The following is a 12085-nucleotide window of genomic DNA, read 5'->3' on the forward strand; positions in this document are numbered from 1 at the left end:
GCTAGGGTGATGGGCAGACTCTCCAGGAGGATGCGTGTCCCCACGAGGCCAGACCAAGACCGAGGCGAAGACCGGCGCCGACACCGCCGTCCGTTCGTCGCGCCGCGACGAGCTGCTCGCCACCGCCGGGCGGATGTTCGCCGAGAACGGCCTGCGTTCGACGACGGTCCGCGACATCGCCGACGCTGCGGGAATCCTGTCGGGCAGCCTCTATCACCACTTCGACTCGAAGGAGTCGATGGTGGACGAGATCCTGCGCCGCTTCCTCGACGACCTGTTCGCCCGCTACCGCGAGATCGCCGGCGCGGGACTCTCCGCGAGCGAGACGCTCCGCGGGCTCGTCGTGGCGTCGTTCGAGTCCATCGACGCCGAACGCAACGCGGTCGCGATCTACCAGGACGAGGCCAAGCGGTTGTCGGGGCAGGAACGCTTCGGCTACATCGGCGAGCTGAACGTCGAGTTCCGCCAGCTGTGGCATGCGGTCTTGCAGCGCGGCGTCGACGACGGTGAGTTCCGCCCGGATCTCGACGTCGAATTGGTCTACCGCTTCATGCGTGACACCGTGTGGGTGGCCGTGCGCTGGTACCGGCCGGGAGGTCCGATGACCGTGGAGTCGATCGCCGACCAGTACCTGTCGATCGTCCTCGACGGCATTCTGCCCCGCTGATCGCCGTAACTTAGGGTACCTTTCCCTACATTGGCCGGCGGCCGATAAGGTGCGGTCATGACAATTGGCGGAACACAAGTGGCCGCACCTGCGCCGACTCCGGAGTCCGGGGACGCGCCCGGCGATCCGAAGGCCGCGAGGATCAAGGCCCGCGCGGAGGCCAAGGCCAAGTCGGCGGCTCTCGCCGATGTCCTGGCACCGGTGAAGACGCGCACCGTTGTCGCGCAGCTCGTCCAGATCTTCGCCTCGGCCGCCACGGTGGTGCCCTTCATCGGTATCGTCGAACTCGGTCGCACGTTGCTGGCACCGGGACCGACCGACACCGGCCGTGTGTGGCTGATCGTGTGGCTCGTCGTCGGCGGGCTCGCAGCGCGGGCCCTGTTCGCGTTCCTCGCGCTGGCGATCACCCACTTCGCCGACCTCGACCTCCAGGCGCAACTCCGAATCCGCATCGCCGACAAGCTCGGTCGGCTCCCGCTCGGATGGTTCAGCCGCACCAGTTCGGGCGCGGTACGCAAATCGGTACAGAACGACGTCGCCGACCTGCACTATCTGGTGGCGCACGCCCAAGTGGAGGCGACCGCGGCGGTCCTGTCGCCGATCTTCGCGCTGATCTACTGCTTCATCCTCGACTGGCGTCTCGGTCTGCTGGCCATCGCCACGGTGCCGCTGTACGCCCTCACCTACTCCTACATGGCGCGAGATCTCACCGCCGAGATGGAGAAGATGGACAAGGGCGTCGCCCGGATCAGCGCCACCATCGTCGAGTTCATCGCCGGTGTCGCGGTGGTCAAGACGTTCGGGCAGACCGGAAAGGCGCACCGCCGCTTCATCGATGCCGCCGATGAGTTCAACGACGACTTCGCCGACTACATGGGTCCGATGTTGCGCGTGCAGGCCATCACCACGGTCCTGATCTCCGCACCACTGATCCTGCTGGTCAACCTCGGCGTCGGTTACTGGTTCGTCGACAAGGGGTGGGTCACGCCGATCGAGCTGGTCGGTTCGACGCTGATCGCGATGATCCTGCCGACCGCGCTGCTCACCGTCTCGACGGCGGTCCACACCCGTCAGCAGGCCTCGGCCGCGGCATTGCGCATCGCCGACCTGCTCGCCGAACCCGAGCTGACCATCCCGGAGAACCCCCAGGTTCCCGCCGGTCACGACGTGCGAATCGAGAACGTGCACTTCACCTATCCGCCGCGTCTCGGCGTGCCGTCCGGGGTGAAGGCGCTCGACGGCGTCAGCGTCGAACTCGCCGAAGGCACCGTGACCGCGCTCGTCGGGCCGTCGGGCAGCGGCAAGTCGACGCTTGCGACCCTGCTGCCGCGTTTCGGCGATCCGGACTCCGGATCGGTGCGCATCGGCGGCGTCGACGTCCGCGACATCGCTCCCACCGAGCTCTACCGACACGTCGGCTTCGTATTGCAGGATGTGCAGCTGCTGACGATGTCGGTCCGCGACAACATCCGACTCGGCCGTCCCGAGGCCACCGAGGAACAGGTCCACGACGCCGCTCGTGCGGCCCAGATCCACGAGCGGATCCTGGAGCTGCCCGACGGTTACGACACCGTGGTCGGCGACGGTGCGCACTTCTCCGGCGGTGAGGCGCAGCGCGTCTCGATCGCCCGCGCCCTGCTCGCGGACACCCCGATCCTGGTTCTCGACGAGGCGACCGCCTTCGCCGACCCGGAGTCGGAGGCGCAGATCCAGCAGGCCATCGGTGCGCTGATGGTCGGGCGGACGGTCCTGGTCATCGCACACCGGCTCGGTTCGATCACCCACGCCGACAACATCGTCGTGCTCGACCGCGGGCGCGTCGTCGAACAGGGACGTCAGGAGGATCTGGTGGCCAACGGCGGTCTGTACGCGTCGATGTGGGCCAGTTACGAGGCCGGCACCTCCAGGCAGGACGAGAAGATCGCGCTCGGCGTGGTCGGAAGTGACGAGGTGGCGCGATGATCCGCGGTTTCTACACGATCCTGGGTTCCGAGCGCGCTCGGATGGTCGTCTTCCTGAGCTGGGTCGTCCTCTACGGCGTCGCCCAGGGTCTCGCGATGCTCACGCTCGTCCCGATCACCGAGAACCTCCTCGACGGTGACCTCTCGGCCGCCGCGAAGTGGTTGTGGCCCTTGGCCGTTCTGGTGCTGATCTGTGCGGTCAGCGCGTACATCCAGTCCCTCAAGGGCATGACGATGGCCCTGTACGCGATGCGCATGCTCCATCACCGGCTCGGCGACCACATGGTCACGCTGCCGCTCGGCTGGTTCACGCGCGAGCGTATCGGCGACGTCTCGCAGATCGCCGTCAAGGGAACGATGTTCGTCGGCAGCACTGGCGCGCACTACATCACGCCGGTCGTGGTGAACACGGTCAGCTCCGTGGTTGTCGTGCTGGGGATCTGCTTCTTCGACTGGCGGATCGGGTTGCTGATGGTCGCCGGGACACTGGTCCTGATGTATGTCGGCAAGCTGTCCAGTCAGTTCTTGTCGAAGGCGGAGCGCCGCAAGCGGGCCGAGGCCGTGAAGGTCAACAACCGGGTGCTGGAGTATGCGCGGTGCCAGGCGGTGCTGCGCGCTTTCGGTGCCGCCGACTCCGCGCACGTCCCGCTGGCCGAGGCGCTCGGTCAGCAAGCGCGCGTGGGCAAGTCGATGCTGTGGCGCTCCATCCTCGGCATCCTGCTCAACGGCCTGACGGTGCAGGTCGTGTTCAGCGCCGTCCTCGCTCTCGGTGCCTGGCTCGCGGTGGCCGGCCACATCGAGCCGGCCCTGCTGGTCGCGGTGTTCGGCCTTGCCGCACGCTTCTTCGGACCGATCGGCGAACTCGCCGAACTCGGTTCGACGCTGCGCATGTCGACCGACGAGATCAACCGCATCACCGGGGTCCTCGACACCGACCGCATGCCCGTCCCGGATCAGCCGAAGCCGATCACCGAGCCGGGCGCGGTCGAACTGTCGAAGGTCGCCTTCGGTTACGAGAACGGCACCCCGGTGCTGCGGGACGTGTCCCTGCGGGCACGGCCCGGAACGATGACCGCGCTCGTCGGACCGTCGGGGTCGGGCAAGTCGACCATCTTCCGACTGATCGCCCGCTTCTACGACGTCGACGGCGGGTCGGTGAGGGTCGGCGGCACCGATGTCCGCGACCAGGAGACCGGTGCCCTGATGGGACAGCTGTCGCAGGTCTTCCAGGACGTCTACCTCTTCGACGACACCCTGTGGGAGAACATCAAACTCGGCCGTCCCGACGCCACCGACGACGAGATCCGCGCGGCCGCCGAGACCGCCGGCGTCACCTCCATCGTCGAGCGGCTGCCCGACGGTTGGCAGACCGTTGTCGGTGAAGGCGGTTCGGCGCTGTCCGGCGGTGAGCGTCAACGAGTCTCGATCGCGCGGGCCCTGCTCAAGGACGCCCCGATCGTGCTCTTCGACGAGGCGACGTCCGCCCTCGACCCGGAGAACGAGTCGCATGTCGCCGAATCCATCCGCCGCCTCGCCGACCGCAGCACCGTGCTCGTCATCGCGCACAAGCTGTCCACCGTCATCGCCGCCGACCAGATCGTCGTCCTCGACGACGAGGGCGGCGTCGACGACATCGGCACCCACGACGAACTCCTCGGTCGCGGAGGCCGTTACACCGAGTTCTGGAACCAGCGCACCGCCGCCGCCGGTTGGACGCTCACGCCGTCGTCCTGACTCGTGCAAGGAGCTGAGCCCCTTGCTGCCTGGAATCGAAGGAGCGGGTCCTCTCGCTGCCTGAGGTGCGAGGAGCGATAGCGACGAGCCACGAAGGCCTGGTGAGATAGGTCGCCGGCAGCCCTTCGTGGCTCGCTTCGCTCGCACCTCAGGGAGCAAGGGGGGCCGCTTCGCTCGCACCTCAGGGAGCAGGGGGTCGCTTCGCTCGCACCTCAGGGAGCATGGGGCCCCGAGGAGCGACCTTCACGACGCGCCGCCCGCGCCCCGCGCCGACCAGCGTCCGTCCTGGTGCGTGATCTCGATGGGGTAGTCGAAGCACTCGGTCACCAATTCGGTGGTGAGGGTGTCGTGGACCGGGCCGGCGGCGAGGATGCGGCCGCCGGAGACCAGCACGGCGTGCGTCGTCGTCTCAGGGAGTTCTTCGAGGTGATGGGTGACGAGGACGGTCGCGAGTTCGGGGTGTGTCCGGTGGAGGCGGTCGACGGTCTGCAGAAGGCGTTCTCGGGCGGCCACATCGAGGCCGGTCGACGGCTCGTCGAGCAGAAGTAGTTGCGGATCGGACAGCAGCGCGCGGGCGATCAGCGTCCGGCCGCGTTCGCCCTGCGACAGGTTTGTCCACGACGCCGACGCGAGGGCGCTCAGGCCGAGCATCTCGATCAGTTCGTCGGCGCGGGCGAGGGTCTCGGGGGCGGGTGTCCGGTGGTCCATCAGCTCGGTGGTGCCGGTTGCGCCCGTCAGCACGACCTCGCGGATCGACAGCGGTGACCGCAGCGGATGCCGTGGATTGACGTGCCCGATGGACTCGCGCAGCTTCCGGATCTCGACGCGACCGAGTTGGTGTCCGAGGACGTGCACGGTGCCGTGCGTCGGATGCTGTTCCGCGCCGCACAGGCTCAGGATCGTCGATTTGCCCGCACCGTTCGGACCGATCAGCGCCCAGCGCTCGCCGGCCCGGATGGTGAGGTTGATGTCGCTGAGGATCGCGCGGGACTGCCGCACGAAGTCGACGGAATCCAGGCGCAGCACATCGGGAGTCGTCACGGTGCGACGCTACCGGACCCCGCCGTGACGGCCGAACGCCGAATGCGGGATGGGTGCCGGAACCCGGCACCCATCCCGCACTCGGTGTGGTGGGTGTGTCAGCCCAACGACCCGAGCGTCTTCAACCGCTCGTGGGCCTGCGTCATGATCGACTGGATCAGCTCGTCGCAGCTGGGTAGATCCTCGATCATGCCGACGACCTGACCCGAGGCGAGGACACCCGCGCGGGTGTCGCCCTCGACGAGGCCGGCCTTCAGCAGCATCGGGGTGTTGCCGGCCATGATGACCTGCTGCCAGGTGCGTTCGCCCGACTTCTTCATCGTGCGACCGTCTTTGAGCATGGCGGTCCAGCGCATGCCGGTCATCTGCTTGAACTCGTTGGCATTTCGTGCCGCGGCGAAGAGTGCCTTGACCGGGCTGCCGCTCTCGAGTGCCTCGACGAGCGGGGTGCGCAGCACGCGATGGGGCATGCCGTCGACCTTCACCGAGACGACGGTGTCGTTGAGCCCGCGCTGCAGGTATTCCTGCTTGACCGAGTCGGGAACCGCGCTGTCGGACGTCAGCAGGAACCGGGTGCCCATCGCGACGCCCTGGGCGCCGTAGGCGAGCGCCGCAGCCAGGCCACGGCCGTCGAAGAAGCCGCCGGCCGCGACCACCGGCATGTCGATGTCCTTCGCCGCCAGCGCATCCAGCACCGACGGCAGCAGCAGGGTGGTGGCGACCGGACCGGTGTGTCCGCCGCCCTCGCCGCCCTGCACGATCACGGCGTCGGCGCCCCACGAGGCGACCTTCACCGCATGCTTGGCCGCACCGATCGACGGGATCACGACGATGCCGTGGTCCTTGAGCTTCTTGATCAGTTCGGGCTTCGGGGCGAGTGCGAACGACGCGACCTTGACGCCCTCACGGATCAGGAGGTCGATCCGCTCCGGCGCGTCGGTGGCATCGGCACGCATGTTCACGCCGAAGGGCTTGCTGGTCAACGACTTCGTCTTGGCGATCGCCGCCTCGAGTTCGCCGTAGGTCATCGTCGCCGACGCCAGGATGCCCAGGCCACCGGCGTTCGACGTCGCCGAGGTCAGCGACGGCCCGGACACCCAGCCCATGCCCGTCTGCACGATCGGGTACTCGATCCCGACGAGCTCGGTGAACGAGGTGGACAGACCGGCGGCCCTGGCCGCACTCATCGGACTTCCTTGTTGCGAATGCCCTTCGGATCGAGCACGTCTCGGATCAGGCTCAGTTCTTCCGCGGTGGGCTGCCGCGTCTCCGGAGCGTCGGCGAGGCCTTCGATCTCGAAACCGGTGTTCTCGGCGACCTCGTCGGCGGTGACCCCCGGATGCAGCGACAGCGCCCGCATCGTGTGGTTCGCCCCGCCGAAGTCGACGACGCCGAGGTTGGTGACCACCCGATGGATGTTGAGGTCGTCGAACGCGGGGTTGGCCGGGTCGACCTTGTCGAAGCCGACGCCGGACACGATGTCGACCGTGTCACCGAAGACGCGGGCGGAGTGCCGGGCGACCCAGTAGCTGGTCGGATGGTTGATCGTGTTGCCGGGAGCCCCACGCACGCCGAACATCTGGCGTGTCGGGTGCTGCAGCGGCCCGAACGCCGACAGGTTCTGGTTGCCGTGGCGGTCGATCTGGTTGGCGCCCATGACCACATGACGACGGCCCGACGCCACGACGTCGAACACCTTGCGGAACGGCATCCAGCCCTCGATGGGGCCGGTCTTGCCGATCGGCGGGGTGTCGGCGAGGATCAGCGCCTCGCCGTCGGTGATCAGCAGGTCGGGTTCGGTCGTCAGACGTGCCAGGCGGGCGCCGAGCAGCGGGACGGGCGCCATCGGCGACGCCATGATCTCGCCTGCGCCGGCGAAGATGTCGGCGCACGAGATGACGCAGTACTCGGCCCTGGTGACTTCGACCTGGGTCTCTGCGGTGCTCACTGTCCGTCCTCCTTCTGCTCGTCCTGCCAGGCACTGACCTCGCGCTGGTAGGTCTCCTCGTCGACCTGGAGGAATCGGCGGGAGAACGCCTCCCAGGTGTCGGGCTCCTTGGCGGAGGCCACGTAGAACTGCTGGAACTTCTCGTCTCGTCCATACTCACCGGCGAACGTGAAATGCGCCCCGTTGGGGGTGTGCACGACCCGGTCGACGTTCATGCGGTTCAGCAGGAGTCGCTGATGCGGAACGGTTTTCACCAGGACCTCGGTGGAGACGATCTGATCGGCCTCCAGGTAGCGGCGTTCGGCTGCCCCACAGTAGAGATCGTCGAAGTACGGGTCGACGCCGGTGTAGGCGGCGTTGCCGTGCGCGTCGGCCAGGTCGAGATGGACGAACGCGGCGTCGAGCTTCAGTGCCGGCATCGCGACCAGCGTCTGGGTCCGCCCGTCGGCGTCCGGGTAGGGGGACTCGACGGTCTTGAGCTCACCCTCCCAGAAGTTCAGGACATCGGAACCGAGTCCGGCCCGGATCGGGAGGAACGGCACACGGGCCGCGGCGGCCTCGAGGCCGCACTTGACCATGCCTTCGTCCATCTCACGTACCTCGATCTCGCCGTTGGTGCGCGCCTTGGCGAACCACGGGTCGTAGAAGGGGGCGGAGTCCAGCGAGACGAAACCGTAGTAGGCACGGCGCACCTTGCCAGCGGCGCAGAGCAGTCCGAGGTCGGGGCCGCCGTAGGTCACGACCGCGAGGTCCTTGACGTCCGAGCGGGCGATCGCGCGGACCAGTGCCATCGGCTTGCGGCGCGAACCCCAGCCGCCGATGCCGATGGTCATGCCGTCGCGGAGTTCCGCGACGACGTCATCGAGAGTGCTTGTCTTGTCGGTCGGCATCTCAGGCGTGTCCTCCGTTGTGAGAAGCGTTCGAGGTGAGTGGCTTTCCGGTCGAGACGAACGCATCGCGATGCTCGTCGGCGACGCCGGCCAGGTTCAGCTCGAAGGTGAAACCCTGTTCGAGGCGGTAGCTGGCCTTCACGTCGACCGGGTCGATGTGGTTGATGGCCTCCTTGGCCGCCCGGATGACCCGGGTGTCTTTGGCGGCGATGGCCTCGGCGACCTCGAGCGCGGCGTCGAGGAGTTCCTCGCGGGGCACGACGCGGTACACCGAACCGAAGTGCTCGAGTTGCTGCGCCGTCACGTTCTTTGCCGTGAAGTAGAGGGTGCGCATCATGTGCTGAGGCACCAGGCGCGCGAGATGTGTTGCTGCACCGAGTGCTCCGCGATCGACCTCCGGAAGCCCGAAGACCGCGTCGTCGGAGGCGACGATGACGTCGGCGTTGCCGACCAGACCGATGCCACCGCCGACGCAGAAGCCGTTGACCGCGACGATCACCGGGACCGCACAGTCGTAGACGGCGCCGAAGGCCGCCGCGCAACCGCGGTTGGCGCCGATCAGGGCGTCGAAGCCCTCAGTGGCCTGCATCTCCTTGATGTCGACGCCGGCGTTGAAGCCGCGTCCTTCGGCGCGCAACACCACGACGTGCGTGGCCGGGTCGACGCCGGCCGCGGTGACCGCGTCGGCGAGTTCGAACCACGCGGCCGATGGCAGCGCGTTGACCGGCGGGTAGTCGACCGTGATGGTCACGATGCCGGATTCGGTACGTGTCGTGGTGATCGGCACGCGTGCTCCTCTCGTGGCTGCGGTGTCAGCCTCGTGGGCTGCGCAAGCATTGAACCAAGCAAATGCTTGGTTGTTTGGTAGGGTAGCACCCATGCAGACGCAGTCACAGGCCGAGCTGGGCCTGGTCGGGAAGGTTGTCCTGGTCACCGGCGGTGCACGTGGGGTCGGCGCGGGTATCACCCGGGTGCTGTCGGCCCTCGGAGCCCGGCCGGTGATCTGCGGTCGGAACGCGGACAACCTCGCCGACGACCTCCGCGACATCGACTTCTTCTCCTGCGACGTCCGCGACGCCGCCGCCGTCGAGTCGATGATCGACGACATCGTCGGCCGCGCCGGCCGCATCGACGGGGTGGTCAACAATGCCGGTGGTTCGCCCTTCGCGCTGGCCGCCGACGCCTCGGTCCGCTTCGCGAGCAAGATCGTCGACCTCAACCTCCTGGCGCCGCTCGCCGTCGCCAAGGCGGCGAACACGGTAATGCAGACGCAGCCGGACGGTGGTGCCATCGTCAACGTCTCGAGCGTCAGCGGGCACCGGCCGTCGCCGGGCACGTCGGCCTACGGTGCGGCGAAGGCCGGCCTCGACAACCTGATGACGTCACTGGCCGTCGAATGGGCTCCGAAGGTGCGGGTGAACTCGGTCGTCGCCGGCCCCGTCGAGACCGAACAGTCGCACCTTCATTACGGAGACGACGCCGGGGTGGCAGCCGTCGGCGCCACCATTCCGCTGGGCCGGATGGCGACGCCCGTCGACGTCGGGAACGCCGTCGCCTTCCTGCTGTCACCGCTGGCCGGTTACATCAGCGGTTCGACGCTCACCGTGCACGGTGGCGGCGAGAAGCCCGCCTTCCTCGACGCGTCGACCGCCGGCAACGCCGTCTGACCATCCACACTTCGAAGTCTTTGCAGTTCAGAAAGGAAACGCTTTGAGTAGCAAGTTGAATGAGGGTCGTGTCGTCATCGTGACCGGCGCCGGACAGGGCATCGGACGAGCCCATGCTCTCGCCTTCGCCGCCGACGGTGCCAAGGTCGTGGTCAACGACTATGCGGAGAACCTCGCTGCCGAGGTCGTCGACGAGATCACCACTGCCGGTGGCGAGGCCGTCGCATCGGTGGGCGACGTGGCCGACTGGCAGAGCGGCGAGGCCATGGTGGCCACCGCCGTCGACACTTTCGGCCGGCTCGACGTCCTCGTCAACAACGCCGGTTTCGTCCGTGACCGCATGCTCGTGTCGCTGTCGGAGGACGAGTGGGACGCCGTCATCCGCGTCCACCTCAAGGGGCACTTCGTCGGCCTGCGGCATGCCGCCGCGTACTGGCGCGCGGAGGCCAAGGCCGGGCGCACCCCGCAGGCACGGATCGTGAACACGAGTTCCGGTGCCGGACTGTACGGTTCGATCGGGCAGGGTAACTATGTCGCCGCGAAGGCGGGGATCTCGGCGCTCACCATCCAGGCGGCTGCCGAACTCGGCGGTTACGGCATCACCGTCAACGCGATCGCGCCGGCTGCCCGTACCGCGATGACCATGGGTGCCGGCGACGCGATGGCCGCGCAGATGGCAGCTCCGGCCGACGGCTCGTTCGACGCGATGGACCCGGCGAACATCTCACCGCTCGTGGTGTGGCTCGGCTCGCCCGAATCGGCGTCGGTGACCGGTCGCGTCTTCGAGATCGAGGGCGGCAAGATCTCGGTGACCGACGGTTGGCAGCGAAGCATCGAGCGCGACAAGGGATCTCGCTGGGAGGTCGCCGAACTCGGTCCGGTGGTCGAGGAGATCCTGGCGAAGGCGCCGGTCCCGATGCCGGTCTACGGCGCGCGGTGACCTCGGCAGACAGAGATCAGCAGCGGATCGCGGCGGCCCGGGCGTATGTCGACGCCCTGGTCAGCCACGACCCGTCGGCGGTGTCGTTGCATCCCGATTGCACCCGCGTCGAATTCGGCGTGCGGACCGGGCGCAACGGGCCGCACATCGCCCGCAGCCTCGCCAAGGGGCCGCAGTTCCGCCTGATCCACCGGATCTCGGACTTCACCGCGACGGTTGACGGGCACAGCGTCACCACCCGATATGTGGTGCACGTCCGCCCGCGGGCACTGCGCCTCGGTGCTTCGGTGTCGGAGACCTTTGTCGTAGACGAGGAGAACCGGATCCGGGCGATCGTCGCGCGTTTCGGACTGCCCCGGCCCCAATCCGCCTGAGCTGCAAGCACGAACGACCGAACCCACCACCCCGTGCGGGATGGTGGGTTCGGTTGTCTGCGCTGGGACTAGGCGCCGGGTGCGCGCACGACCATCGGCACTCCGGGGAAGTACGCGGCCATCTCCGAGCGCGACTTGCGCAGGGCGGCGGTGCCGTACCCGGACTTGCGGTACTGCGGGTGAATCCAGATGCGCAGGTCGACCTCGCCGTTCTTGAGCTCGCCGAAGACGAAGCCCACCTTGGAGTCCCCCTCGACGGCGACGAGCCAGACGGCCTCTTCGGCGTCGACTCGGTCGGTGGCGGCGCTGATCTCGGCGGCGACGTCACCGGCCGGTGCACCCGAACCGTCGCCCGCGGTGCCGAGTTCGTCGGTGCGGGCCGCGAACAGTTCGGCGTCGGTCTGCGGGTCGAACGGACGCAGGTCGAGGGTGTCGCCGCTGCTGGCGGGACGCTCGGCCAGGGTGAAGGTGAGGGCGCTGTTGAGGTCGTCGAGCTCAGCCTGGTTCTTGCGGCGCTCGTCCTTGGTCAGCTGGTTCAGCTTCATGTCCAGGATCGCCTTCGCGCCCAGCTGCGATTTGCCGAGCAGGCCCGCGATGGCGGTGACGGCCTCGTCGTGATTCTCCGCGTCGACGATGGCGTCGAGGACCTCGTGTCGACGCTCCAGTGCGGTGAGCAGGGCGTCGGCGATGTCGCGGCGAGTGGTGGCCTGGTCAAGATCAGTCATGCTTCGATCCTAGGACACCCCCGGTGGCTCCGTGGGCCGGCCTCGGGGCTTCGTCGAGCGCATCCGGGACGGCAACTTAGAACATGTTCTACAAGCAATAACCGCCATTTTGGTGGTCCTTCTTTCCTGAAGCTGTAA

General features: G+C 67.8%; 12 protein-coding genes. 6 read left to right on the forward strand and 6 right to left on the reverse strand.

Features of this window, described 5'->3' with window-relative positions:
* Positions 1-34: 34 nt before the first annotated feature.
* Genes LQD00_RS04515 through LQD00_RS04525 form a run of 3 tightly spaced genes read left to right on the forward strand, consistent with a single transcriptional unit; the run spans position 35 to position 4362 of the window.
* Entirely contained in the window at positions 35-667 is a 633-nt protein-coding gene (locus LQD00_RS04515; RefSeq protein ID WP_308195920.1) for a TetR/AcrR family transcriptional regulator, read from the forward strand.
* 57 nt (positions 668-724) lie between these two features.
* Positions 725-2629, forward strand: a complete 1905-nt coding sequence (locus tag LQD00_RS04520; protein WP_232715860.1) for an ABC transporter ATP-binding protein — start codon at positions 725-727, stop codon at positions 2627-2629.
* The gene (locus LQD00_RS04525; RefSeq protein WP_232715861.1) at positions 2626-4362 is read left to right on the forward strand and encodes an ABC transporter ATP-binding protein; all 1737 of its coding nucleotides are present in this window, start codon (positions 2626-2628) and stop codon (positions 4360-4362) included. Before LQD00_RS04520 ends, LQD00_RS04525 begins: the two co-directional genes overlap by 4 nt.
* A gap of 243 nt (positions 4363-4605) precedes the next feature.
* Here LQD00_RS04525 and LQD00_RS04530 read toward each other — a convergent pair whose 3' ends face one another.
* From LQD00_RS04530 to echA20, 5 genes are all read right to left on the reverse strand, one after another.
* The gene (locus LQD00_RS04530) at positions 4606-5403 is read right to left on the reverse strand and encodes an ABC transporter ATP-binding protein (RefSeq protein WP_232715862.1); all 798 of its coding nucleotides are present in this window, start codon (positions 5401-5403) and stop codon (positions 4606-4608) included.
* A gap of 98 nt (positions 5404-5501) precedes the next feature.
* Complete coding sequence (locus LQD00_RS04535) at positions 5502-6590, reverse strand: NAD(P)H-dependent flavin oxidoreductase (RefSeq protein ID WP_232715863.1); 1089 nt, start codon at positions 6588-6590, stop codon at positions 5502-5504.
* On the reverse strand, positions 6587-7351 hold the full coding sequence (locus tag LQD00_RS04540) for a CoA-transferase subunit beta (protein ID WP_232715864.1): 765 nt from the start codon (positions 7349-7351) through the stop codon (positions 6587-6589). The genes LQD00_RS04535 and LQD00_RS04540 overlap by 4 nt, the downstream gene beginning before the upstream one ends.
* Positions 7348-8241: a CoA transferase subunit A gene (locus tag LQD00_RS04545; protein ID WP_232715865.1), complete on the reverse strand. Its 894-nt coding sequence runs from the start codon at positions 8239-8241 to the stop codon at positions 7348-7350. The genes LQD00_RS04540 and LQD00_RS04545 overlap by 4 nt, the downstream gene beginning before the upstream one ends.
* A gap of 1 nt (position 8242) precedes the next feature.
* Positions 8243-9028: a (7aS)-7a-methyl-1,5-dioxo-2,3,5,6,7,7a-hexahydro-1H-indene-carboxyl-CoA hydrolase gene (gene echA20, locus LQD00_RS04550; RefSeq protein WP_006866245.1), complete on the reverse strand. Its 786-nt coding sequence runs from the start codon at positions 9026-9028 to the stop codon at positions 8243-8245.
* Positions 9029-9119: 91 nt separating this feature from the next.
* Here echA20 and LQD00_RS04555 point away from each other — a divergent pair, with 91 nt between their 5' ends.
* Genes LQD00_RS04555 through LQD00_RS04565 form a run of 3 tightly spaced genes read left to right on the forward strand, consistent with a single transcriptional unit; the run spans position 9120 to position 11222 of the window.
* Positions 9120-9908 carry an SDR family oxidoreductase gene (locus LQD00_RS04555; protein ID WP_232715866.1) on the forward strand — a complete coding sequence of 263 codons (789 nt, stop codon included), beginning with the start codon at positions 9120-9122 and terminating at the stop codon, positions 9906-9908.
* Between the two features lie 43 nt (positions 9909-9951).
* On the forward strand, positions 9952-10848 hold the full coding sequence (locus LQD00_RS04560; RefSeq protein WP_232715867.1) for an SDR family oxidoreductase: 897 nt from the start codon (positions 9952-9954) through the stop codon (positions 10846-10848).
* Positions 10845-11222, forward strand: coding sequence for a hypothetical protein (locus LQD00_RS04565; protein WP_232715868.1), 378 nt, complete (start codon positions 10845-10847; stop codon positions 11220-11222). The genes LQD00_RS04560 and LQD00_RS04565 overlap by 4 nt, the downstream gene beginning before the upstream one ends.
* Positions 11223-11290: 68 nt before the next feature.
* Here LQD00_RS04565 and LQD00_RS04570 read toward each other — a convergent pair whose 3' ends face one another.
* Positions 11291-11947, reverse strand: coding sequence for a GNAT family N-acetyltransferase (locus LQD00_RS04570; protein ID WP_232715869.1), 657 nt, complete (start codon positions 11945-11947; stop codon positions 11291-11293).
* Positions 11948-12085: the final 138 nt, after the last annotated feature.

Origin of the sequence: Gordonia metallireducens (assembly GCF_021245825.1) — a bacterium.
In the GTDB taxonomy this organism is placed as follows: Bacteria; Actinomycetota; Actinomycetes; order Mycobacteriales; family Mycobacteriaceae; genus Gordonia; species Gordonia namibiensis.

Coding starts and splice junctions, on each gene's coding strand:
- LQD00_RS04520 (WP_232715860.1), top strand. CDS start 725: ATGACAATTGGCGGAACACAAGTGGCCGCACCTGCGCCGACTCCGGAG.
- LQD00_RS04535 (WP_232715863.1), bottom strand. CDS start 6,590: ATGAGTGCGGCCAGGGCCGCCGGTCTGTCCACCTCGTTCACCGAGCTC.
- LQD00_RS04555 (WP_232715866.1), top strand. CDS start 9,120: ATGCAGACGCAGTCACAGGCCGAGCTGGGCCTGGTCGGGAAGGTTGTC.
- LQD00_RS04570 (WP_232715869.1), bottom strand. CDS start 11,947: ATGACTGATCTTGACCAGGCCACCACTCGCCGCGACATCGCCGACGCC.
- LQD00_RS04545 (WP_232715865.1), bottom strand. CDS start 8,241: ATGCCGACCGACAAGACAAGCACTCTCGATGACGTCGTCGCGGAACTC.
- LQD00_RS04525 (WP_232715861.1), top strand. CDS start 2,626: ATGATCCGCGGTTTCTACACGATCCTGGGTTCCGAGCGCGCTCGGATG.